The 23,720-nt window shown below is 65.2% G+C and carries 20 protein-coding genes, 1 tRNA gene and 1 pseudogene; 15 read left to right on the top strand and 7 right to left on the bottom strand.

What is annotated here, in order from left to right; genetic code table 11:
- Positions 1 to 6: 6 nt before the first annotated feature.
- From ACNR9W_RS08375 to metK, 7 genes are all read left to right on the top strand, one after another.
- Entirely contained in the window at positions 7 to 552 is a 546-nt protein-coding gene (locus tag ACNR9W_RS08375; RefSeq protein ID WP_419267828.1) for a DUF1285 domain-containing protein, read from the top strand.
- A complete protein-coding gene (locus ACNR9W_RS08370) occupies positions 553 to 1,326 on the top strand; it encodes a hydroxypyruvate isomerase family protein (protein WP_419267829.1) in 774 nt (257 codons plus the stop codon).
- Positions 1,327 to 1,418: 92 nt separating this feature from the next.
- Positions 1,419 to 1,553 (top strand): hypothetical protein, encoded by a 135-nt coding sequence (locus ACNR9W_RS08365; RefSeq protein ID WP_419267830.1) that lies wholly within the window; start codon positions 1,419 to 1,421, stop codon positions 1,551 to 1,553.
- Between the two features lie 146 nt (positions 1,554 to 1,699).
- Positions 1,700 to 3,520 carry a translational GTPase TypA gene (gene typA, locus ACNR9W_RS08360; protein ID WP_419267848.1) on the top strand — a complete coding sequence of 607 codons (1,821 nt, stop codon included), beginning with the start codon at positions 1,700 to 1,702 and terminating at the stop codon, positions 3,518 to 3,520.
- Between the two features lie 266 nt (positions 3,521 to 3,786).
- The gene (locus ACNR9W_RS08355) at positions 3,787 to 4,395 is read left to right on the top strand and encodes a TetR/AcrR family transcriptional regulator (protein ID WP_419267831.1); all 609 of its coding nucleotides are present in this window, start codon (positions 3,787 to 3,789) and stop codon (positions 4,393 to 4,395) included.
- An 87-nt stretch (positions 4,396 to 4,482) separates the two neighbouring features.
- On the top strand, positions 4,483 to 5,868 hold the full coding sequence (gene ahcY / locus ACNR9W_RS08350) for an adenosylhomocysteinase (protein WP_419267832.1): 1,386 nt from the start codon (positions 4,483 to 4,485) through the stop codon (positions 5,866 to 5,868).
- Between the two features lie 5 nt (positions 5,869 to 5,873).
- Positions 5,874 to 7,052 carry a methionine adenosyltransferase gene (gene metK, locus ACNR9W_RS08345; RefSeq protein WP_419267833.1) on the top strand — a complete coding sequence of 393 codons (1,179 nt, stop codon included), beginning with the start codon at positions 5,874 to 5,876 and terminating at the stop codon, positions 7,050 to 7,052.
- Positions 7,053 to 7,091: 39 nt separating this feature from the next.
- On the opposite strand, the gene ACNR9W_RS08340 is transcribed toward metK, so the two are convergent.
- Positions 7,092 to 7,565, bottom strand: a complete 474-nt coding sequence (locus tag ACNR9W_RS08340; RefSeq protein ID WP_419267834.1) for a type II toxin-antitoxin system RatA family toxin — start codon at positions 7,563 to 7,565, stop codon at positions 7,092 to 7,094.
- A gap of 70 nt (positions 7,566 to 7,635) precedes the next feature.
- Between ACNR9W_RS08340 and ACNR9W_RS08335 the strand changes: the two genes are divergently transcribed.
- Positions 7,636 to 7,821 carry a hypothetical protein gene (locus tag ACNR9W_RS08335; protein WP_419267835.1) on the top strand — a complete coding sequence of 62 codons (186 nt, stop codon included), beginning with the start codon at positions 7,636 to 7,638 and terminating at the stop codon, positions 7,819 to 7,821.
- Between the two features lie 132 nt (positions 7,822 to 7,953).
- Here ACNR9W_RS08335 and ypfJ read toward each other — a convergent pair whose 3' ends face one another.
- Positions 7,954 to 8,787, bottom strand: coding sequence for a KPN_02809 family neutral zinc metallopeptidase (gene ypfJ, locus ACNR9W_RS08330; protein ID WP_419267836.1), 834 nt, complete (start codon positions 8,785 to 8,787; stop codon positions 7,954 to 7,956).
- A 153-nt stretch (positions 8,788 to 8,940) separates the two neighbouring features.
- Between ypfJ and ACNR9W_RS08325 the strand changes: the two genes are divergently transcribed.
- From ACNR9W_RS08325 to ACNR9W_RS08310, 4 genes are all read left to right on the top strand, one after another.
- On the top strand, positions 8,941 to 9,519 hold the full coding sequence (locus ACNR9W_RS08325; protein WP_419267849.1) for a YqaA family protein: 579 nt from the start codon (positions 8,941 to 8,943) through the stop codon (positions 9,517 to 9,519).
- The gene (locus ACNR9W_RS08320) at positions 9,516 to 9,983 is read left to right on the top strand and encodes a disulfide bond formation protein B (RefSeq protein ID WP_419267837.1); all 468 of its coding nucleotides are present in this window, start codon (positions 9,516 to 9,518) and stop codon (positions 9,981 to 9,983) included. Before ACNR9W_RS08325 ends, ACNR9W_RS08320 begins: the two co-directional genes overlap by 4 nt.
- A 179-nt stretch (positions 9,984 to 10,162) precedes the next feature.
- On the top strand, positions 10,163 to 12,856 hold the full coding sequence (gene gyrA, locus ACNR9W_RS08315) for a DNA gyrase subunit A (RefSeq protein WP_419267850.1): 2,694 nt from the start codon (positions 10,163 to 10,165) through the stop codon (positions 12,854 to 12,856).
- Positions 12,857 to 12,921: 65 nt separating this feature from the next.
- On the top strand, positions 12,922 to 14,010 hold the full coding sequence (locus ACNR9W_RS08310) for an AI-2E family transporter (protein ID WP_419267838.1): 1,089 nt from the start codon (positions 12,922 to 12,924) through the stop codon (positions 14,008 to 14,010).
- Positions 14,011 to 14,053: 43 nt separating this feature from the next.
- On the opposite strand, the gene ACNR9W_RS08305 is transcribed toward ACNR9W_RS08310, so the two are convergent.
- The 4 genes from ACNR9W_RS08305 to ACNR9W_RS08290 all read right to left on the bottom strand — a co-directional run bounded on the left by ACNR9W_RS08305 (position 14,054) and on the right by ACNR9W_RS08290 (position 19,685).
- On the bottom strand, positions 14,054 to 16,525 hold the full coding sequence (locus ACNR9W_RS08305; protein WP_419267839.1) for a DUF3772 domain-containing protein: 2,472 nt from the start codon (positions 16,523 to 16,525) through the stop codon (positions 14,054 to 14,056).
- An 8-nt stretch (positions 16,526 to 16,533) separates the two neighbouring features.
- Positions 16,534 to 17,565, bottom strand: a complete 1,032-nt coding sequence (locus ACNR9W_RS08300; RefSeq protein ID WP_419267840.1) for a cysteine synthase A — start codon at positions 17,563 to 17,565, stop codon at positions 16,534 to 16,536.
- A gap of 111 nt (positions 17,566 to 17,676) precedes the next feature.
- Positions 17,677 to 18,753, bottom strand: a complete 1,077-nt coding sequence (locus ACNR9W_RS08295) for an NUDIX domain-containing protein (protein ID WP_419267841.1) — start codon at positions 18,751 to 18,753, stop codon at positions 17,677 to 17,679.
- Positions 18,750 to 19,685 carry a hypothetical protein gene (locus ACNR9W_RS08290; RefSeq protein WP_419267842.1) on the bottom strand — a complete coding sequence of 312 codons (936 nt, stop codon included), beginning with the start codon at positions 19,683 to 19,685 and terminating at the stop codon, positions 18,750 to 18,752. Before ACNR9W_RS08290 ends, ACNR9W_RS08295 begins: the two co-directional genes overlap by 4 nt.
- A 107-nt stretch (positions 19,686 to 19,792) precedes the next feature.
- Here ACNR9W_RS08290 and ACNR9W_RS08285 point away from each other — a divergent pair.
- Both ACNR9W_RS08285 and ACNR9W_RS08280 read left to right on the top strand, forming a co-directional pair.
- Positions 19,793 to 19,882: transfer RNA gene (locus ACNR9W_RS08285), tRNA-Ser, on the top strand.
- A gap of 348 nt (positions 19,883 to 20,230) precedes the next feature.
- Positions 20,231 to 21,067 carry a protein NO VEIN domain-containing protein gene (locus ACNR9W_RS08280; protein ID WP_419267843.1) on the top strand — a complete coding sequence of 279 codons (837 nt, stop codon included), beginning with the start codon at positions 20,231 to 20,233 and terminating at the stop codon, positions 21,065 to 21,067.
- Positions 21,068 to 21,257: 190 nt separating this feature from the next.
- Here ACNR9W_RS08280 and ACNR9W_RS08275 read toward each other — a convergent pair whose 3' ends face one another.
- Positions 21,258 to 21,626, bottom strand: a complete 369-nt coding sequence (locus ACNR9W_RS08275; protein ID WP_458478477.1) for a hypothetical protein — start codon at positions 21,624 to 21,626, stop codon at positions 21,258 to 21,260.
- A gap of 742 nt (positions 21,627 to 22,368) precedes the next feature.
- Between ACNR9W_RS08275 and ACNR9W_RS08270 the strand changes: the two are divergent.
- Positions 22,369 to 23,596: pseudogene (locus tag ACNR9W_RS08270) on the top strand (IS3 family transposase).
- The last annotated feature ends 124 nt before the right edge of the window (positions 23,597 to 23,720 follow it).

Raw genomic sequence — 23,720 nt, 5'->3', positions numbered from 1 at the left:
GATCCAATGGCGGAAAACGGTGACAAAAGCGTGAGTGCCGAGGGGTTGGCGGCAGCCGCCAGCAAGGCCGCAAAAGGCGGCCTGCCGCCGGTGCATCTGTGGAATCCCCCTTATTGCGGCGAACTGGACATCGAGATCCGCGCCGACGGGACGTGGTTCCACGAGGGCACCCCCATCGGCCGGCCGGCGATGGTGCGGCTCTTTTCGACCATCCTCAAGCGCGAAGGGGACAGCTTCTTCCTGGTGACCCCGGTGGAAAAGGTCGGCATCCGGGTGCAGGACGCGCCCTTCCTGGCCGTCGATGCCGAGATTTCGGACGGCACCGTGACCTTTTCCACGAATGTGGGGGACCAGGTCACGGCGGGTCCCGATCACCCCATCATGGTCCGGGGCGATGCGGGCGAACCGCGGCCCTATGTCCATGTCCGGGCGGGGCTGGAGGCGCTGATCGACCGCAAGACCTTTTACCGGCTGGCGGATGCGGCCGAGATCGGGCCGGACGGGCAGATCGGGATCGTCTCGGCCGGTCAGTTTTTCGCATTGGAGCCGTGAATGCCCCGTTTCGCCGCGAACCTGACGATGCTGTTCACCGAGCTTCCGATGCGCGAGCGTTTCGCGGCGGCCGCCGAAGCGGGTTTCAAGGGGGTCGAGATCCTCTTTCCCTATGACATCGCGGCGGCCGAGATCTATCGCAGCGCCGTGGCGGCCGGGCTGGAGATGGTGCTGCTGAACACGCCGCCGCCGAACTGGGCCGGCGGGCCGCGCGGCTTTGCCGCCGTGCCGGGGCTGGAGGAACGGTTCCAGCGCGACTTCGAGCGCAGCCTGCGCGTGGCTCAGGCGCTGCGGGCCCGCCACATCCACGTCATGGCCGGGGTTGCCGAGGGGCCGGAGGCGCTGGACACGTTCCGCCGCAACCTCGCCTGGGCGGCCGAACGCGCGCCCCATGCCAGCCTGACGATCGAGCCGATCAACCGGACCGACATGCCCGGATATTTCCTCTCGGACTTCGACTTGGCAGCCGAGATCATCGAGGGGATCGCCGCGCCGAACCTGGGGCTGCAGCTGGACTGCTATCACGCGCGGATCATCACCGGCGACATGACGGCCTGCTGGCGGAAGGTGGCGCCGCTGGTGCGCCACATCCAGATCGCGGGCCATCCGGGCCGGCACGAGCCGGATGACGGTGAACTGGACTATCCCGCCTTCTTCGCCGAGCTGGACGACTGGGGATATCGCGGCTGGGTCAGTGCCGAATACCACCCGGCCCGGCACAGCCTGTCGGGCCTGGGTTGGCTGCGTCGCGCAAATGACAGGGCGACCGGCTGAGACATGGATCCGGGCGCAGCTATCTGCAAGGGCGCGATTTTTTCCCGCCGAGGCCGGAACCCGTTGCGACCGGTCACCGTTGCGAAAGGGACGTGCCGCATGTCCGCGGGCAAGACGCCCAAGGACGGCACCTGAGCATAAGGGAATACATCATGAACTCGATCATCTACATTGTCGGCCTTGTCGTCGTCGTCCTGTTCGTGCTGTCCTTCCTCGGCCTGCGCTGAGCGAAGGCGGCCCCGCGCGGGCCGCGACAGGGACGCCACGGAACTCGGGCCCTCGCCGGCATGGCGGGGGCCCGTGCCATTTGCGGGCTGGCCTTTGCGGCCCCGATCCGCTAGGGCAGCCGCGAAACCTAATGATCAAGGCCGTCATGGATATCCGCAACATCGCCATCATCGCCCACGTCGACCACGGCAAGACCACCCTGGTGGACCAGCTGCTGCGTCAGTCGGGCGCCTTCCGCGAAAACCAGGCCGTCGCGGAACGCGCGATGGACAGCAACGACATCGAACGCGAGCGCGGGATCACGATCCTGGCCAAGGCGACCTCTGTGGAATGGAAGGGCACCCGCATCAACATCGTCGACACGCCGGGCCACGCCGATTTCGGCGGCGAGGTCGAGCGCATCCTGTCGATGGTGGACGGCGTCTGTCTGCTGGTCGATGCCGCCGAAGGCCCGATGCCCCAGACCAAGTTCGTGACCTCCAAGGCGCTGGCCCTGGGCCTGCGTCCGATCGTGGTGCTGAACAAGGTCGACAAGCCGGCGGCCGAGCCCGACGACGTGCTGAACGACGTCTTCGACCTGTTCGCCAACCTGGGCGCCAGCGACGAACAGCTGGACTTTCCGCATGTCTATGCCTCGGGCATCGGCGGCTGGGCGGATGCGACGCTGGACGGCGAGCGCAAGAACATGGACGCCCTGTTCGACCTGATCCTGAAGCACGTGCAGCCGCCCAAGCAGATCGCGCGCGCCAACGAGCCGTTCCAGATGCTGGCCACCACGCTTGGCGCCGACCCCTTCCTGGGCCGCCTGCTGACCGGCCGCGTCGAATCCGGAACCGCCAAGGCGGGCGACACGCTGAAGGCCCTGTCGCGTGACGGCGAGCGGCTGGAGCAGTTCCGCATCAGCAAGATCATGGCCTTCCGCGGCCTGACCCAGACCCCGATCGACCTGGCCGAGGCCGGTGACATCGTCACCATCGCGGGCATGGCCAAGGCCACCGTCGCCGATACGCTGTGCCATCCGGACGTGATGGAGGCCCTGCCCTCGCAGCCGATCGATCCGCCGACCATCAGCGTGACCTTTGGCATCAACGACAGCCCGCTGGCCGGCCAGGACGGCAAGAAGGTCCAGTCGCGCGTCATCCGCCAGCGCCTGATGAAGGAAGCCGAGATCAACGTCGCCATCAAGGTCGAGGACACGCCGGGCGGCGAGGCCTTTGTCGTCTCGGGCCGCGGCGAACTGCAGATGGGCGTCCTGATCGAGAACATGCGCCGCGAGGGCTTTGAACTGTCGATCAGCCGTCCGCGCGTGATCTACAAGGAAGAGGACGGCCAGCGTCTTGAGCCGATCGAGGAAGTCATCATCGACGTTGATGACGAATATACCGGCGTGGTCATTGAAAAGCTGACCGGGGAACGCAAGGGCGATCTGGTCGACATGCGCCCCGCCGGCGTCGGCAAGACACGCATCCTGGCCCATGTCCCGGCCCGCGGCCTGATCGGCTACCAGGGCGAGTTCATGACCGACACGCGCGGCAACGGCGTGCTGAACCGCATCTTCCACGGATGGGCCCCGCACAAGGGCGCGATCCAGGGCCGTCGGCAGGGCGTCCTGATCAGCATGGAGAACGGCGTGTCCGTGTCCTATGCGCTGTGGAAGCTGGAGGATCGCGGCAAGTTCTTCATCGGCGCCCAGGAACAGCTGTACCAGGGCATGATCATCGGCGAGCACACCCGCGACAACGACCTGGAAGTGAATCCGCTGAAGGGCAAGCAGCTGACCAACGTCCGCGCCTCGGGCACGGACGAGGCGGTCCGCCTGACGCCGCCGGTCCGCCTGTCGCTGGAAGAGGCCATCGCCTATATCAACGACGACGAACTGGTCGAGGTGACGCCCAAGAACATCCGCCTGCGCAAGCGGCATCTGGACCCGCACGAGCGCAAGCGGCAGGCCCGCGCCGACGCCTGATTTACCATTCCTGCAATTATATTCGCGGCCCCTCGGGGCCGCGAATTGACTCTGAGGCCCCGAACCTGTCTTTTTAGTCATATCACGGATTGTTTTGTTCGTGGTATGGTGGGGTTATCAGACGCAATTCCTCGTCCATATTGCGGACGGATTCTGCCATTTCAGACTTGGGTCACATTTCAGATTGAGCTGTTTTGCTTCGCCTCATGCTGCCAACGAAACCGGGGCCAGAAGAAATGAGCCACTCCAGCCAAGATATTGATGCCATGAGACTTCATGAACGCGCCGTTCATGTGACCATGTCCCTGGTCGAGGAAAGCCAGTCGCGCGCCCCCAAGCGGGCCGAGGTTGCCGAGGCCCTGGGCGTTCCGCCGGAAGCCATCGCGCGGCTTTTTCCCGACGACAAGACGCTGCTGATCGCCGCGGTCGAGCAGGCCCTGATCATCCTGATCGACACCTGCACCAGGGCCGTGGTCCGGGTCGATCCCCGCAACCCGATGGCCCAGTTCATCGCCTTGGGCGAAGCCTATCTTGACTGGGCGGACTGTCACCGGGCGCAGTTCCGCCTGATGTCCGACCAGCGGCTGCTGGAGGTGATGAACGTCGCCGGCCTGCGCCGCTACGTCGACTCGGTCACCGACCTGATGACGCGGATGCTGACGCGCGCGAAAACCGAAGGCCTGATCCATCCCAAGGAAGATATTCCCCTGCTGGTCCTGTCCTCGCGCAGCTTTGCCTATGGGCTGGCCCGCATGGTCGTGGACGACCGGATGGTGGACGGCACCCTGGGCAACGACCCTGTTGCGACGGCCAAGATGCTGACGCGGGATTTCATCCTGCGCGTCGCGCGCAGCAGCCAACGGCTACCCGCATGAACAGGCCGGGGTGACAGAATAGCCCCTTTCGAAGAGGGGGGGCATGCGCTATCCCCGGGGCAACCTGGGTATGACGAAAGACATCACGTGACCGATTACATCATCAAGGACCTGGCGCTGGCAGAATTCGGCCGCAAGGAACTGGATATTGCCGAGACCGAGATGCCGGGCCTGATGGCCCTGCGCGCCGAATATGGCGAGGCCCGCCCGCTGCAGGGGGCACGCATCGTCGGCAGCCTGCACATGACCATCCAGACCGCCGTGCTGATCGAAACCCTTGTGGAGCTGGGGGCCGACGTGCGGTGGGCCTCGTGCAACATCTATTCGACCCAGGACCATGCCGCCGCGGCGATCGCCGCCGCCGGTGTCCCCGTCTTCGCGATCAAGGGCCAGTCCCTGGCAGAGCACTGGGACTATCTGGACCGTTCCTTCCAGTTCGCTGAAGGCCCGAACCTGATCCTGGACGATGGCGGCGACGCCACGCTCTATGTCCTGCTGGGCGCCCGTGCCGAGGCCGGCGAGGATATCATCCCGGTGCCGCAATCGGACGAGGAGGCCGTGATCAAGGCGCAGATCGCCAAGCGCATGGCGCAGTCGCCCGGCTGGTTCACCCGAACGCGCGACCAGATCCTGGGCGTGTCCGAAGAAACCACGACCGGCGTCCATCGCCTCTATGATCTGCAGAAGAACGGCCAGCTGCCCTTCCCTGCGATCAACGTGAACGACAGCGTCACCAAGTCGAAATTCGACAACAAGTACGGCTGCAAGGAATCGCTGGTCGACGGCATCCGCCGCGCCACCGACGTGATGATGGCCGGCAAGGTCGCGGTCGTCTGCGGTTATGGCGATGTGGGCAAAGGGTCCGCGGCGTCGCTGCAGGGCGCCGGTGCGCGGGTGAAGGTGACCGAGGTCGATCCGATCTGCGCGCTGCAGGCCGCCATGGACGGGTTCGAGGTCGTGACCCTGGAGGATGTGGCGGACAGCGCCGACATCTTCATCACCACCACCGGCAACCGCGACGTGATCCGGCTGGAGCATATGCGCCAGATGAAGGACATGGCCATCGTCGGCAATATCGGCCATTTCGACAACGAGATCCAGGTCGCCGCCCTGCGCAACCACAAGTGGACCAACATCAAGGACCAGGTGGACATGATCGAGATGCCTTCGGGCAGTCGCATCATCCTGCTGTCGCAGGGGCGCCTGCTGAACCTGGGCAACGCCACGGGGCATCCGTCCTTCGTGATGTCGGCCAGCTTCACCAACCAGGTTCTGGCCCAGATCGAGCTGTGGACCAAGGGCGAGGACTACAAGCCCGGCGTCTATATCCTGCCCAAGGCGCTGGATGAGAAGGTGGCCCGCCTGCACCTGGACAAGGTGGGCGCGAAACTGTCGACGCTGTCGCCGGAACAGGCCGCCTATATCGGGGTCACCCCCGAAGGCCCCTTCAAATCCGATCATTACCGGTACTGAGTGACATGACCGAATATTCCCTGTTCACCTCGGAATCCGTTTCCGAGGGCCATCCCGACAAGATCGCCGACCAGATCAGCGACGCGATCCTGGACGCGATCCTGGCCGAGGACCCGCGCGCCCGCGTCGCTTGCGAGACCATGGTCAAGACCGGCGTCGCCATCATCTCGGGCGAGATCACGACCAGTGCCTGGGTGGACCTGGAATCCATCGTGCGCGGGGTCATCAACGACATCGGCTACACGTCGTCGGACGTGGGCTTTGACGGGGCGACCTGCTCGGTCATCAACATCATTGGCAAGCAGTCGCCCGAGATCAACCAGGGCGTCGACCGCGAGAGCCTGGAGGAACAGGGCGCGGGCGACCAAGGCCTGATGTTCGGCTATGCCAGCGACGAAACCGACGTGCTGATGCCCGCGCCGATCACCTATGCCCACCGGCTGGTCGAGCGCCAGTCCAAGGTCCGCCGCGACGGGACGCTGGAATGGCTGCGCCCCGATGCGAAATCCCAGGTCACGTTGCGCTATGACGCGGACGGCCGGCCTTCGGGGATCGACGCGGTCGTGCTCTCCACGCAGCACAACCCCGAGATTGCGCTGGCCGACCTTCGCGAGGCGGTGATCGAGGAGATCATCAAGCCGGTCCTGCCGGCCGAGTGGCTGTCGGACCAGACCAAGTACTTCATCAACCCCACCGGCAAGTTCGTGATCGGCGGCCCGGTCGGCGATTGCGGCCTGACCGGGCGCAAGATCATCGTCGACAGCTATGGCGGCATGGCGCGTCACGGCGGCGGCGCATTCTCGGGCAAGGACCCGTCCAAGGTCGATCGCTCGGCCGCCTATGCAGGCCGGTGGGTGGCCAAGAACATCGTCGCGGCGGGCCTGGCCAGCCGGTGCGAGATCCAGGTCAGCTATGCCATCGGCGTGGCCGAGCCCACCTCGATCAGCCTCAACTGCTTTGGAACCGAAACCGTGCCCGTCGAAAGGATCGTGGCGGCGGTGCGCGAGGTGTTCGACCTGCGGCCCTTTGCCATCATCCGCGAACTGGACCTGCTGCACCCCATCTATCGCCCGACGGCCAGCTATGGCCATTTCGGTCGTGCCCCCCACCCGCTGAACGGCGCCACCGCCTTCAGCTGGGAGCGGACGGACAAGGCCGAGGCGCTGAAAGCGGCGCTGAGCTGAAATGACAAGGGCCGCCCGGATGGGGCGGCCCTTTCGCGATCAGCGCTGCGGCGCCCCATAGAGCTTGCGGGCCCGGTCCTCGAAGGCGCGCACGATACGCGACATGGCCTCGTGGAAGACCACGCCGATCAGCCGCTGCAGAATCGCGTTGCGGAACTCGAAATCCACGAAGAAGTCGACATGGCAGCCGCCTTCGGGCAGGTCGGTGAAGGTCCAGCCGCTGCGCATGTACTTGAAGGGGCCGTCCAGGTATTCCGTGTCGATCTTCCACTCGCCCTGATCATTCCGGGGCCACAGCACCACCGTGCTGCCAAAGCGCTCCCGGAACACCTTGAAGCTGATGACCAGATCGGCGGCCACTTCCTCGGCACCGTCCGGCCGGGTCTGGCGGGACCTGATCCGGGCCGCGCTGTTCCAGGGCAGGAACTGCGGATAGCTTTCGATATCGGCGACAAGATCGTACATCTGGCGCGCGGAATAGGGCAGGTTTCGGCTGTCGTGATGGTTGGGCAAGGGCAAGCTCTTGAGTTTCGGCGCGGCGTCTGGTTCGAGTCGCGCCAGCACTTAGCAGGCGGGGCGCGCGATGAACAATATGATCTGGCTTCTGCGGGCTGCCAAATGGGCACGTCGTCCCCCCAGTGCCCGGATGGTCAAGCTGGTCCTGGGGATCGTCGCGGGCGGGCTGGCGCTGGTGGCGCTGGAAAAGCTGGGGTTCTGGCCCGAATGGGCGACGCTTGATCCGCGGGGAGCCCCGCGGATGCCGCGTTGACCCTTAGTCCTTGGTGGCGGTCACGCGGCTTTTGGGCGCACCCAAGCGCAGGGTGATGGCAAAGGCTGTCAGAACTCCAAACAGCATCACGATGGTGGTCATTCTGTCCTCTGTTTCCTTGGGCAGGCCCGGTCAAAGATTCTGCGCGGCAAAGGTGTCACACTGGGCCATGTCCCCGGAGCCAAACCCCCGCTCCAGCCACTCCCGCCGCTGCGCGGCCGAGCCATGGGTGAAACTGTCCGGCATCGGGGTGCGTCCGGCGCTGGCCTGGATCACGTCATCGCCCACGGCCTCGGCGGCCCGCATCGCCTCTTCCAGGTCGCCAACGTCCAGGCTGCCGAAACGTTCCTGCGCATGTCGCGCCCAGATCCCGGCATAGCAATCCGCCTGCAGTTCGGTGGCCACCGACAGGCGGTTCGAGTCCACCTCCGAGATGCGGCCCCGCTCTCCATGCACCGCGCCCAGGACGCCGGTCAGGTTCTGGACATGGTGCCCGACCTCATGCGCGATCACATAGGCGGCCGCAAAGTCGCCGCCCGCACCCATCCGCTCGCCCATCATGTCGAAGAAATCGGTGTCCAGATAGACGCGCTGATCGCCGGGGCAGTAAAAGGGTCCCATCGCTGCCGAGGCGCCGCCGCAGGCCGACTGCACCGCGCCCCGGAACAGGACCAGCGTCGGGTCCTGATAGGCAAGACCCGCCTGGTCGCGCAGCAGCGGGTCCCAGACCTCCTCCGTATCGGCCAGCACCACCGACACGAACTGGCCCCATTCCTCGTCGCGCTGGCTCAGTTCGGTGCTGCCACCCTGCTGGTCCAGTTCGCGCACGATGGGGCTGACATCGACGCCAAAGAAATACCCCACCGCCAGCACCACCAGCGTCCCCACGACCCCGATGCCGCCCGCCGCACCCATGCCGCGCCGGTCCTCGATATTGCTGCTGCCCCGCCTGCCCCGCCATTTCATCTTCGACACCCTTTTCCGAACCGGCCTGTTGCGCCGAACGCCCGGAAGAACAACCGGTTCCCCCGCCCATCACAGCGCTGCGACCTGCCACGCAGAGGCTTGACCTTGCACCGCGAAGCGCGGATGCACAGGGCAACGATCGAAGGGACGGACATGCTGCGCAGGCTTTACGACTGGACGATGGGCCTGGCGGGTCACAAGCACGCGGATTCGTCGCTCTTCGCCATCAGCTTCATCGAAAGCTCGGTCTTTCCGATCCCGCCGGACGTGCTGATGATCCCCATGGTGCTGGCGCAGCGGGCACGGGCCTGGATCATCGCGTCGATCGCCACGATCGGGTCGGTCCTGGGCGCGCTTCTGGGCTACTGGATCGGCGCGGTGCTGATGGACACGCTGGGGCAATGGGTCCTGACCGCCTATGGCAAGGAGGCGGCCTATCAGCAGCTGGCCGAACGTTTCGAGATCTACGGAGGCTGGGCGGTGCTGATCGCGGCGCTGACGCCCTTTCCCTTCAAGGTCATCACCATCTTTTCCGGCGCCGTCGGCCTGTCCCTGCCGGTCTTCGTGCTGACCTCGATCCTGGGGCGCGCGGGACGCTTCTTCGTGGTTGCGGGGCTTCTGTGGCGCTTCGGGCCGCCGATCCGCGATTTCATCGAACGCCGGTTGGGCCTGGTGTTCACGATTTTCATGGTCTGCCTGGTCGGCGGACTTGCAGCGGTGAGGTTCCTGTGACGGGCAGACAGCTTTCCCTTCTGGCGGGCGCGGGGTCGGCCCTGCTGCTGATTGCGGCACTTGGCTTCCAAGCCGCGGGCTATGCGCCCTGCGAGCTGTGCATCCTGCAGCGCTGGCCGCATGTCGCGGCCGCCGTTATCGCGGGGCTGATCTGGCTGACCGGCCGCACCCGCGCCTTGGCGATCCTGGGGCTGGCAGCGGCGGCCACGGCCACGGCTCTGGCCTTCTATCACACGGGCGTGGAACTGGCCTGGTGGGCGGGACCGTCGCATTGTTCGGGCGGGGTCGGCGACCTGGCGCGCCTGACCACGCAGGACCTGATGACCCGCCTGCAGGCCGCCCCCGTGGTGCGCTGCGACGAGATCGCCTGGAGCTTCCTCGGCGTCTCGATGGCGGGCTGGAACGCCATCCTGTCGGCGGGGCTTGCGGGGCTTTGGGCAGTTGCGGCCCGCAAGGGCAACTGAACGTCAAAAGGGCGCTTTTCCCGGTTCCGGGGCGGGGGCGCGATTGCCCCGCGCCGGCGGCTCGGCTATACCGAACACCAACTAGATGTTGAGGAATACCCGTGGCCGACACCCCAGAAGACGATCTGCCCGAAACCCCCGAGAACGGCGAAGAAGGTGACGCCGGGACCCGTGTGGTGATGCATCACGACGGGCCCGTCATCGACATCAGCTCCGAGATGCGGACCTCGTATCTGGACTATGCGATGTCGGTGATCGTCAGCCGCGCCATCCCCGACCTGCGCGACGGTCTGAAGCCGGTTCACCGCCGCATCCTCTATGCGATGGACGAAAGCGGCAACACCGCAGACAAGCCCTATCGCAAATCCGCACGCTCGGTCGGCGACGTGATGGGCAAGTATCACCCCCATGGAGACAGCGCGATCTATGACGCGCTGGTGCGGATGGCGCAGGACTTTTCGATGTCGCTGCCGCTGCTGGACGGCCAGGGCAACTTTGGCAGCATGGACGGCGATCCGGCGGCCGCGATGCGCTATACCGAAGTGCGCATGGACAAGCCGGCCAACTACCTGCTGATGGACATCGACAAGGATACGGTCGATTTCCAGGACAACTATGACGGCAAGGACCGCGAGCCGACCGTCCTGCCGGCGCGCTTTCCGAACATGCTGGTCAATGGCGCCGGCGGCATCGCCGTCGGCATGGCCACCAACATCCCGCCCCACAACCTGGGCGAGGTGATCGACGCCACGCTGGCGCTGATCGCCGATCCGGACCTGCCGACCGAACGCCTGCTGGAGATGATCCCGGGTCCCGACTTTCCGACGGGCGCGATGATCCTGGGCCGGTCGGGCGCGCGCAAGGCCTATCTGGAGGGGCGCGGCAGCGTCATCATTCGCGCCAGGACCCATATCGAGGAGCCGCGCAAGGACCGCTTTGCCATTGTCGTGGACGAGATCCCCTACCAGGTGAACAAGTCCACCCTGATCGAGCGGATCGCCGAACTGGCCAAGGAAAAGCGGGTCGAGGGGATCGCCTCGGTCCAGGACGAATCCGACCGGCAGGGTGTCCGGGTCGTGGTGGAACTGCGGCGCGACGCGACGCCCGACGTGGTGCTGAACCAGCTGTTCCGGTTCACCCAGCTGCAGACCACCTTCGGCTGCAACATGCTGGCGCTGAACGGCGGCAAGCCCGAACAGCTGGCGCTGCGCGACTTCCTGACCTACTTCATCGCCTTCCGCGAAGAGGTCGTGGCCCGGCGCACCGCCTATGAACTGCGCCGCGCGCGCGAGCGCAGCCATGTGCTGTGCGGTCTGGCCGTCGCCGTCAGCAACGTGGACGAGGTCGTGGCCACGATCCGCAGCAGCGCCGATGCCGCCGAGGCCCGCACGCGCCTGATGGAGCGGCGCTGGCCGGCCCATGACATCGTCGAATACCTGCGGCTGATCGACGACCCGCTGCACCCGGTGAACGAGGATGGCACCTACAACCTCTCCGAGGTGCAGGCCCGCGCCATCCTGGACCTGCGCCTGCAGCGCCTGACCCAGATCGGCGTCAAGGAGGTCACCGACGAGCTGCAGTCGCTGGCCGACAGCATCCGCGACTATCTGGCGATCCTGGCCTCGCGCGAGCGGATCATGGCCATTATCTCAGACGAGTTGACCGAGGTTAAGACGCTGTTCGCCGTGCCGCGCCGGACCGAGATCACCGACTGGGCCGGCGACATGCTGGACGAGGACCTGATCGAGCGCGAGGACATGGTCGTGACCATCACCTCGGGCGGCTACATCAAGCGCACCGCGCTGGCCGAATTCCGCGCGCAGCGCCGGGGCGGCAAGGGCCTGTCCGGGATGGCCACCAAGGAAGACGACGTGGTGACCACGCTCTTCGTGGCCAGCACGCATACCGAGCTGCTGTTCTTCACCACGGACGGCATGGTCTATCGCCTCAAGACCTGGCGCCTGCCCTTGGGCGGCCGCACGTCCAAGGGCAAGGCCATCGTCAACATCCTGCCGATCGATGCCGGGGTCAGCATCGCGGCCCTGATGCCGGTGGATGCGCCCGAGGCCGAATGGGACAGCTACCAGGTGATCTTCGCCACCTCGGACGGCGACGTGCGGCGCAACGCCCTGTCGGATTTCGGCAGCGTCCGGTCGAACGGCAAGATCGCCATGAAGCTGCCCGAGGGCGTCAGCCTGATTGGCGTCCGGATGGCCACGACCGAGGATGACGTGATGCTGCTGACCGCCCAGGGCCGGGCGATCCGCTTTCCGACGACGGCGGTCCGTGTCTTCAAGGGCCGGGATTCGACCGGCGTCCGGGGCATCCGGCTGGCGGCGGGCGACCGCGTGGTCAGCATGGCCGTCATCCGGCACTTCGAGGCCGATCCGTCGGAACGGGTCGCTTATCTGAAGATGCGCCGCGCGGTTGCAGGTGCGCTGGACGACGGGGCCGAGGCTGATGAGGACGAGGATGCGCCGGCCGAAGGCGTCATCACCCAGGAGCGCTATATCGAAATGTCGGCGGCCGAGGACCTGATCCTGACCATCACCGCCAAGGGGACGGGCAAGACCAGCTCCAGCCACGACTATCCGGTGCGCGGACGCGGGGGTCAGGGCGTGATGGCCATGGACCGCGGCATGCGCGGCGGACCCCTGGTCGCCAGCTTCCCGGTGGAAAGCGACAACCAGATCATGCTGGCCACCTCGACCGGCCAGTCGATCCGCGTGCCCGTCGAGGGGATCAGCTTCCGCTCGCGCAGCGCCGGCGGTGTCAGGATCTTCAACACCAGCAATGGCGAGGTGGTGGTTTCGGTCGCCCGCATTGCCGAACAGGGCGATGCCGAGGCATTGACCGAAGAGGATCAGGACTGACACCATGACGATCCGGCCCTGCGATGCAGGGCCGGGTTTTTTTGATCTGCATGCGGGGACCGGACTTGGATCAAGCGAATGACTCGGTGTTGCGAGAGCGGTTGCAGACCGGCTTTCTGGGGATCATCGCCTTTTCGCTGCTGATGTTCATGCTGGTTCAGGCGCGGTTCATCCTGATCTCTCTGGCCATCGCGATCATCCTGTTTTCGCTGACCTCTGATGCGATCTACGCGATCTCGACGCGGCTCAGGGTGCCGAACTGGCTGGCCACGACCCTGGCGTTGATCGGCATCGCGCTTGGCCTGCTGTGGATCTCGACCACGATCCTTGCGCAGGTCAACGAGATCGTGTTCCTGGCGATCACCTATGCCGAACGCGCGCAGGCCGCCCTGCCCGCCCTGACCGAGCGTCTGGGCCCCGAGGCGCAGGAACGCATCATCACCGCACTGACCAATTTCAACATCACCGGCTGGATCCGGTCGCTGGCCGGACAGGCCTCGGGCATCCTGTCGGGCAGTGTGCTGGTGATCCTCTTCGTGGGCTTCATGTTCGCCGAACAGGTCTGGTTCCCGGTCAAGGTCGAGCGGCTGACGGGCGACGCCGAACGCGCCGTGCAGGTGCGGCGCATCATCGCCTCGATCATGCACCGGGTGAACCGCTACCTGGTGGTCAAGACCGGTGTCAGCGCCGTCACCTCGGGGCTGGTCTGGGCGATCTTCAACTTTGCCGGGCTGGAGCTTGCGACCGCCGTGGCGATCCTGACCTTCGTGCTGAACTTCGTGCCCTCAGTGGGTTCGATCGCGGCGACGGTGATCAGCACGATCCTGGTCTTCGTGCTGACCGGCGACACCACGATCACGGTGGCCATCGGCATCGCCATCACGGTGGTGCAATTCGTCATCGGCAACATCCTGGATCCGATGCTGCTGGGCCAGACGCTGCGCCTGTCCAGCTTCGGGATCATCCTGTCGCTGGCCTTCTGGGGGGCGGTCTGGGGGATACCGGGAATGTTCCTGGCCGTGCCGATCATGGTCGCCCTGATGATCGTCTGTGCCCACATTCCCTGGCTGCGCCCCGTCGCGGTGATGCTGTCGCGCGAAGGCCTGCCCGATGACGGCAGCGGAGATCCCGACGACGCGAAGATCGCGGCCTGACCCACGGGCAGGCGGCGCACCCCTTTTGGGATGCGCCGGACGCTCAGCGCCCTTCGCTGTCGGCTGCAATGTCCGGCAGGCCCGGCGCATCGGCGCCCTCGTCGCGCGTCAGGCGCGGGTCGGGGATCTTCAGCGGCGGGGCCGGTTCGCGGGGCGCATCATCCCGGGCCCCGCCGCCGTGCAGGGTTTCGGGATTGCGCAGCCAGATGTCACGCTGCGCAAAGGGGATCTCGATCCCTTCCTCGGAAAAGCGGCGGACGATCTCGTGCAGCAGGTCCGAGGTGACGCCCAGTCCCGTTCCGACATCGGCCAAAATGGCCCTGACCTCGAAGTCCAGCGAATCCGCCCCGAGGCCCCGGAACAGGATCGCCGGCGCGGGATCGATCGAGACCAGCGGATGATCCTCGGTCAGTTCCCGCAGGATGCGCTCGACCTTGCGGGTGTCGCTGCCATAGGCGACGCCCACGGGGATGATGATGCGGCCGACCTTGTTGTGCCGCGTCCAGTTGATGACCGGTTGGCTGATCAGGTCGCTGTTCGGGACGATCACCTCGGTCTTGTCGAAGGTCTCGACTTGGGTCGAGCGGACCGAGATGCGCTTGACGATCCCCTGCTGGCCGCCTGCGCTGATCCAGTCGCCGACGCTGACCGGGCGCTCGATCAGCAGGATGATCCCGCTGACAAAGTTCGACACGATGTTCTGCAGGCCGAAACCGATGCCGACCGACAGCGCGCCCGCGACGATGGCAAAGGCCGACAGGTCGATCCCTGCCGAGGTGATCGCCATCAGCGCCGCCAGCACGATCCCGATATAGCCCATCCCCGAGACGACCGCGTTCTGACCGCCGGCATCCAGCCTGGTCTTGGGCAGGATGGAATTGCGAAGCGCACCCTGCAGGCCGCGGGTCAGGACATAGCCGATGGCGAAGATCACGAGGAAGGTCAGGATCGCGCCAGGCGACAGGTTGACGCCGCCCAGGCTGATCCCGGTGCGGAAGCGCAGCCAGTATTCGCCCAGTTCCTCCCAGGTGGCGCCCCAGATGAACAGGAAAAGCGGCACCGACAGCAGGACCAGCGCGAAGCCGGTCAGCAGCGGGGCCAGCCCCTCGCGCGCGCCCTCGGCTCCGCGCTGCAGCATGTTGAAGACATCGGCGATGAAATCCTGCAGCAGGATCAGCAACCCGACCAGCGCCAGCGACAAGAGCCAAGGCCAGACCATCAGGTTGCCCAGGTTGACGAAGCCGGCCGCGGTGACGACGACCGCAACCGGTGCCAGGAACCGCGTCAGCTGTCCGGCCCAGGCCACGATCCAGTGCCGGTAGGACAGGTCCTGCGTCACGGCATCGCGCGTCAGGCGGCGCAGGATGTTGCCAAGCCGGACCATCCCCAAGGCGGCCAGCGTGATCAGGACCAGGTGCCAGACCCCGGCCGAGGCTTCCGAGAACTGCACGGGCACGCGGCCCACCTGCGCCTCGCCCTGCTCGTAGAGGCCCGACAGCGGCAGGACGGCCCGGGACAACACGTGATGCACCGCCATGACCAGCGCCAGCGCGCGCACCATGGTCGCGGCCGAGACGCGCGCCCCCTCGCCCATGTGCAGCGATGTATAGGCAATGGCTTGGCGCGGAAACAGCGCCCGTGCCAGCCAGATGCCGCTGAACAGGATCACGCCGGCGACCGGCAGGGCGTTCAAAAAGGGGGTGGTCCAGGCGCCGGGCAGTTCGGTCGCCTTGACCGCATTGATGGCCAGAAAGATCCCCACCATCGGAATCGCGATCTGCCCGAGCGAGACGACGAAAGCCAGCACCGCGCGCGAATATTCCGAGGCGCGGGCCGACAGGCGCGACGGCAGGCTGCCGATCCAGGCGCGCCCATAGGTCAGCAGCAGCAGCGCCGCGATCAGGTAGAAGGCGACCTGCAGCATCTGTCCGCGCAGGTTCTGCCATGTCTCGGGCGCGGCATCGCGTCCCGAAATCTCGGCGGCCACGCCGTCGAGGAGGGTCAGACCATCATTGGCAGCCTCGGCCCAGCTGCCCGGCAGCAGCGGCGAGTCCGTCTGCTTGGCCAGCTCCAGCGCCTGCCGCTGACGCATGATCTCGTCGATCTGGGCGATGATGGAATTGGCGCGGCTGGCAGCCTCCGTGGCCGCCAGGCGCGGGGCCTGGGCGGTGGACAGCTGCTGGTTCAGTTCGGCGCGGCGCGCGGCCACATCCGCATCCTCGGTCTCGCCCTCGGCGGGAACGGGGCCAAGCGCCTCGATCTGGTTGCGCAGCGTGGCGATGCGGTCGGCATTGACGTTCTGCCCCGCCTGAAGCCGATCACGCCACTCGACGATCCGGGCACGTGTCTGGCCGAGCTCCTCATTCGTGGCTTGGGCGTTGGTGGTCAGGCCTTCCGCCCGCTCCGCGACCAGTTCCCAAGTTTGGTAGTTGGGCGTCTCGGCCTGCTGGGCCATGACGGGAACGGCAGTGACCGCCAGCAGGACAGCCAGCAGGCAGGCAATGATATGGCGCATGGATCAGGTCAGCCCTCGAAGACTTCGGGAAGCTGCGGCGGCGTCTTGGTCAGCCAGTCCGGCACCGGCAGCCCCTTGGCCCGCAGGAATTCGGGGTTGAACAGCTTGGTCTGATACCGCGTGCCGTAATCGCACAGGATCGTGACGATCGTGTGGCCGGGCCCCATCTCGCGCGCCATGCGGATGGCGCCCGCGACGTTGATCCCCGACGACCCGCCCAGGCACAGCCCCTCGTTCTTCAGCAGGTCAAAGACGATCGGCAGCGCCTCCTCGTCCGAAATGCGCCAGCTGAAATCCGGGGTGAAGCCTTCCAGGTTCGCGGTGATGCGCCCCTGCCCGATGCCTTCGGTGATCGAGCTGCCGGGGCTGTCGAATTCGCCGGTCGTGTAGAAGGAATGCAGCGCCGCGCCTTCCGGATCGGCCAGGCCAATCCTGACGCCCCGATGCTGCAGCGCGTCGGCCACGCCGGCCAGCGTCCCCCCCGAGCCCACCGCGCAGACAAAGCCGTCGACCTTGCCGCCGGTCTGCTCCCAGATCTCGGGGCCGGTGGTTTCCAGATGCGCGCGGCGATTGGCGGTGTTGTCGAACTGGTTGGCCCAGATGGCGCCGTTCGGCTCGGTCTTGGCCAGTTCCGCGGCCAGGCGCCCCGAATAACGGACATAGTTGTTGGGGTTCTTGTAGGGCGCGGCGGGTACTTCGACCAGGATCGCGCCGGCCAGCCGCAGCATGTCCTTCTTTTCCTGGCTCTGGGTCTCGGGGATCACGATGACGCTCTTGAAGCCCATCGAGGCGCCGACCAGCGCAAGCCCGATCCCGGTATTGCCGGCCGTGCCCTCGACGATGGTGCCGCCCGGCCGTAGTTCGCCCCGCGCCACCGCGTCCTTGATGATATAGAGCGCGGCGCGGTCCTTGACGGACTGGCCGGGATTCATGAATTCCGCCTTGCCGAGGATGTCGCAGCCGGTCTCTTCGCTGGCACGCTTCAGGCGGATCAACGGGGTGTTGCCGATCGCGTCGGCCAGATCAGAACAGATTCGCATGGCGATCGACCTTCTTTCCGGGTGAGTTCACAGTCCCGAATACCTACACATGCAGGGTGTCGGGGGGCAACCCCGGGGGCCCCCTGCGAGGGCTGCGGGGCAGCAACGGGTTCAGGCGCCTGCAAGTTCCGCCCGCAGCCGGTCGGCGCGGGCATCCAGCCACAGCGACAGCGTGGCCAGCGGCCCGTTCGTGATCTCTCCGGCATCGACCATCGCAGACAGTCGCGCTCGGGGCAGCAGGTGGCCGCGGATGTCCTCGGCCTCGCCCTCCAGCCCGTGGATGCCCGCGCATCCGTCCGGCAGGTCGGCGATCCCGATGAACTGATAAAGAAACTCGCAGACAGCGCCCGGGCTTGGATAGGCATGAAAGCAGGGGACAAGACGGTCCAGGCGCAGATCCGCCTCCTCCAGCGCCTCGCGGCGGGCAGCCTCCTCCACCGTCTCGCCGGCATCGACACGTCCGGCGACAGGCTCCAGCAGCCAGGGCTGGGGATCGCCGCGCAGGGCGGGGGCAAAGCGGAACTGTTCGATCACCGTCACCCGGTCGCGCACCGGGTCCCAGGGCAGCACCACGACGGCATCCCCCATCATGAATCCCTCGCGGATCATCGGCCGGCTTTCGCCGCCCTCATGCAGGGCATGGGTCAACTGGCGCTCTTCGACCGCGAAGAAGCCCGCGAACGGCTGCCTGCCCCGCAGCATCGTCACCGCCCCCGCCGGGCGCCGCGCCACCAGGTCGCCGCCCGAAGGCTCCATGGACTGCGCCCGTAGCCGGCTGCCCGCCCAGATGCCGATCATGGGCAGGCGCATGGCCAGACTGTCGGCACAGACATCCGGCGGCGCCGCCAGGACCTGTGCCGCGATCTCGGCCGCCAGCAGGTCCTGCGCATCATCAAAGGCCCACATCGCGCCTTCGCCCTGCGGCGCAACGCCCATGACCAGCTGGCCCTGGTGATCCTGCGGCCGCAGACCCATGACCGCGGCATAGCGATCCAGCTTAGCATTGGGCGTGACCTCGACCCCCGCCAGCGGCTCTGGGCCGGGCACAAGGGCCGGCCAGCCGTCGCGATCCAGCCCGGCGCGTGCACCACCCAGCAGCCGGCCGCCAAGCTGCACATCAGTCCCCTGCAGGCCCAGCACCTGCAGCATCCGCGGCGTGGCCAGCGGGCCCGTCAGGACCAGGCTCACAACTGCCGGCCCTGCAGCCGCAAGGCCGCCGCAAGACCCATGTCGTAGGAGGTCTGGGCAAAGACCCGGTCAAAGGCAGCGAACAGCACCTGCGCCAGCGCCTGCCCTTCGGGAGAACTGGCATAGGCGATATAGGTCTCCATCTCGGCATCGGTCAGGGGGGCGTAGGCCAGCATCAGGAAACCCTGCAGCCATTCCGTCGCATCGACCTCGATCTGCTCCTGCTGCGCCCAAGCCTCGGCCATGGCCTGTTCATCGGTCAGTGGCATGTCAAAGCCCCCGCCATCGGCAAAACCGCGGGAAAAGGCCAGCGAGGCATTGAGACCGCTGGCCACGTTCGGCGCGACCAAGTCGGCACGGTCGATCAACCGCAGGATTTGCTCGGCACGGGGTGCATCCTGATCGAGGGCACGTTCGAAGGCCTCAAGTGCCTCGGCCTCGGTTTCCTCGTCCAGAAGGTTGCGCCGGGCGCCCGTCTCAAGCGCAACCAGACGCTGGCCCAAGCCGTCTTCGTAGAAGCGCAGCCCTGCATCCAGACGGTCGCCGTTCACGCGATCCAGCGCATCGACCGCCCCGGCACGAAACATCTCTTCCAGCCGTCCGGTGTCGTGGATGCGTGCGACGATGGACGGCCAAGGCGGACCATTGCCCTGGATCACCCCCTCCTCCTCCAGGCGACCCGCTTCGCGCACGGCCTCGTCGCGCAGGATGGGCATCATCGCGCCCATATCCAGCCCGTGCCAGATGCGCTGCTCCGGTGCCTCCTGCCCGGCCACTGTGAGGACCCTGGCCATCACGTCCGTCTGCCGGCGAGCGTCGAGCCCGGCCTGCATCTGCCAAGGAGGTTGCCACTGCTTCAGTCCCACGGCGGCAGAACCAAGGGGCAATGCGGGCAGGGCAAACGCTCCCACCAGACCCAGAATCATCAGCATCGCCCGCACCTTTCGTGGAAAAATTCGACAGCCCGCTTTTTTTCGTTCAAACCCCCTTGCGCTTCAACCCCCGCCCCTCTAATTCCCGCCTCACCACCCAAAAGCGCGGAGAGGTGCCGGAGTGGTCGAACGGGGCGGTCTCGAAAACCGTTGAGCCTGCAAGGGTTCCGTGGGTTCGAATCCCACCCTCTCCGCCACTTGTACATCGCGAACCCGAGATGAGGTCCCTGACGGGGCCTTTTTCTTTATTGCCAAAGGGGTTTGCGGCGACCATCCGCCCTTCGGAGACTGGCCTGCCGCGCGAGATCGGTCTCCGAACGCCCACCGTCTCTTTCCACCCGCCTCTCGCTCCCGGCGAGACAGGTTCAAAACCCCCATAGATTTCAATGAACTGGCGGGATGGCATTGCGCCCGCGTTTCGCTGGTTCCGGCTCGTTTCAAAGCCGATGGCGACGCGACACGGGCGGCGTGGTCGTTGGTACGCCTTGGGAGACTTGCGCGCAGTCTCTGATGACAAACACAGTTTTGCCCCCTAGCCTGGCGCAATGTCAAATGGGGCCTGGACCGATCAAGAGAACGACCTGATCGTCGCGGATTACTTCGCGATGCTGGCCGACGACGTCTCAGGTCGCCCCTACAACAAGGCTGAGCACCGGCGCGGACTTCTGCCGCTGTTGAACGGACGCTCCGAAGGATCGGTCGAGTTCAAGCACCAGAACATCAGCGCCGTGCTGAAGGGGCTGGGTGAAGACTGGATCCCGGGCTACAAGCCTGCCTTCAATTTTCAGATGACGATAGTGGACGCCGTGGCGCGTTGGCTGGCGCTGAACTCGGCGTGGCTCGGCCGCCATCCGGGTGTAGGAGCGCCGACAGGCCTCGCGGAGGCGCGGCCGATCTGGATCGGGCCGCCACCCACCTTGTCGAACCAGCCGCCGCCGCAGGAGCTAGAGCAGATGCTGCACATCGCCCGCAAATTCGATGTCGCGGCGAGAGACGAGCGCAACCGCGCCCTCGGCCGTGCCGGTGAGGAACGCGTGCTGGCGCACGAACGGGCCGCCCTGAAATCAGCGGGCCGCGACGATCTTGTGCGCAAGGTCCGGTGGGTGTCGGAGGAGGATGGCGATGGTGCCGGCTACGATATCGCCAGCTTCGCGCCGGATGGCCGTCCGCGCCTGATCGAGGTGAAGACGACGAATGGCTGGGAACGGACCCCTTTCCACATCAGTCGCAACGAACTGGCCGTGGCCGAGGAGCGGCGCTCGGAATGGTCTCTGTTCCGCCTATGGAACTTCGCCCGCGAGCTGAAGGCGTTCGAACTGCACCCGCCGCTGAACGCGCATGTTTCGCTGACCGCGACGTCCTTTCAGGCGAGTTTTCACTGACAGCGACGCGGGTGTCAGACGTGGCAATTGCGGCATGTCGCGCGTCGACGCTCTTTACTCTTCGGGACTTCTGATCCAACCGCCCCTAATCTGTTCGTCGAACACTTCGGGAATTCGTTCTTTAATCTCCGTTATGAGAGGCCGCATGGCTTTCCAAGCTTCAGTAGCTAGCCGATTTACTTCATTAATCTCAGCTTGATGATGCGGGCCTACATTCATTCATTTCATTAAAATGGCTGGCTGGAATGACGGATTGCAGCATCACAGATCCAAACCGCTCGGGTGATGAATGCATTCCAAAATAGTCGACAAAGGCCTTCAGGCGCTCGAAGAAGTCTAAATATTTTTTCTGGACCCGCCCATCCTGGAAATGTGCAATTCCGAGCTCTGTTTCGCTGACCAACAGTGACGCTTCAGTCAGAAATCTAGGGTGTATGCCGCGATGGTAGTCGTGATCTTTCAAAAGTTCTCGGAAGTTCCAGGTTCCATACGCAAAGATCTCTCGGCCAAGCCGGATATCATTGGGCGTAGATGCTCGATAGATCACCTCCTCGCTCAATTTGAACTTGGACCGCTCAGGTGGCGCTGATCACTTCGACGTATCATCGCCCTCTTCCCGGAAAAGCTTTCCGTTGACTCACCTTCGCTCGAAACAGAAACGCGCGGAGTGTCGAGGGTGCGCGGCGGACCGGAGAACGTTCGACGTCAGGACCCAACCACTCCGCCATAAACGTCTGTATCCTAAATTAAATATGCGCATTTCTGGTTTCTACCCGCCGTGGGACCCGCCTACCGGAAAGTGCTTGATCGCAACGCAATGCCACATTTCTCAATTTAGTATTTCTTAGCTTCTGCCGGTTGACCTGCCGTATCTACGCCCCAGCGTACCAGGTCGTGCGTGCCGTCTGCGCGAAGACACACAAGCTCGCGGGGGGGTGTTCGCAATCGCATACCAATCGTGTTTCCCGCCCACCGGGGGCTAGGCATCGGGCGCGATTTTCACCTCGTAGCAGACGAGAACGGCCTGGTCCTGTCTCAGTCTGAATACTTTTCCAAAATTGGATGCGCTGCCCGTTTGGCCGCGCATCGCGAGGCCGTGCTGCAGGCGGTAAGGGCAGGACGAGACGTTCATCCTGAGAGCCTGATGCGTTATCGCATTCTCTTATGAAGAATGGCTGTCGGAGCCGCGAATGCATCGGCAGTGCTCAAAAAGTCGGCTCAAGCCCACAGCCGTAAGTGAAAGGCTGAACTGGCCCCTGTTTCGACCGGACACTTGGGCATAACCATGGAGGCTTAGGCATATGTCTAAGCACGTGCTTATGTCAGAGATCGAAATCATCACCGATGGTGGTCGCCGGCGCCGCTGGACTGCTGCCGAGAAGCTCCGGATCGTCGAGGAGACGCTAGACGACCGCGCCAGCATCTCAGTGGTAGCGCGCCGCAATGGCGTGGCGCCCAACCTGCTCTATCGTTGGCGGCGTCTGATGCTCGAAGGGGGAAGTGTTGCCGTGGCCGAGGACGATGCTGTCACCAGCAACAAGGTTGTGCGGCAGCTTGAAGACCGCATTCGCGAACTTGAACGCGCACTCGGCCGCAAGACGCTGGAGGCCGAGATCTTGCGGGAGGCTTTGGACAAGTCGCGCGTAAAAAAACCGACCTTGCTCGTGCGGTCGCCGCTGAAGGGAGATTTCCAGTGATGGCGGTGGCCGAGACGTTGGAGGTTTCCCGCTCCAACCTGGTCGACCGACTGAAGGGCAAAACGAAGCCGCGGCAACGCTATCACAAGGCGCAAGACGCGGCGGTTGTGCCGCTCATTACAGCGCTCGTCGCGGCGCGACCGACCTGCGGCTACCGGCGGATCACGGCGATCCTGAACCGCCAACTGCGCTCGCAAGGTTCGGCACCGGTAAACCACAAGCGCACTTACAGGATCATGAGGGCGCACAATCTGCTTTTGGCCCGCAAGTATTCCGAGCGGCCGGAGCACATCCATGACGGCAAGGTCATCGTTATGTGCTCGAACCTCCGCTGGTGCAGCGACGGCTTCGAGTTCACCCCGCTCGGAACGGCGACATCATTCGCGGCGCCTTCATCATCGACGCTCATGACCGGGAGATCATCGCCTGGAAGGCTGTGGTCAATGCCGGTATCAGCGGGTCAGACATTCGCGACATCATGCTCGAAGCCGTGGAACGTCGATTTGGCGCCCTGCGAGCACCGGCGGCGATCGAAATGCTGACCGACAATGGGTCGCCATACATCGCCAAGGACACCCAGATCTTCGCCCGTCAGCTCGGCCTGAAGCCCTGCTTCACGCCAATCCGCAGCCCGCAGAGCAACGGCATGTCAGAGGCTTTTGTGAAGACGCTCAAGCGCGACTACGTCCAGGTAACGCCGTTGCCCGACGCAGAGACCGCTCTGGGATTGATCGGAAGCTGGGTCGAAGATTACAACGACAACCACCCACACTCAGGGCTGAAGATGCGCTCGCCCCGCGAATCCATCGCCGCTCAAACCGCAACCGCCTGAGTGTCCGGTGAAACGGGGGCAAGACCAAAGGCCAACGAACGCAGGAGACCATGGGAAAGGCCCAGCGGCCAAGCATGGAGATCTCCGCTGTCATTTGATGAGACCTGGCTGCAGCGACCGAGGA

The organism is Paracoccus sp. T5 (assembly GCF_048538155.2).
In the GTDB taxonomy this organism is placed as follows: domain Bacteria; phylum Pseudomonadota; class Alphaproteobacteria; order Rhodobacterales; family Rhodobacteraceae; genus Paracoccus.
This window is presented reverse-complemented; position numbering and strand designations above follow the sequence as displayed.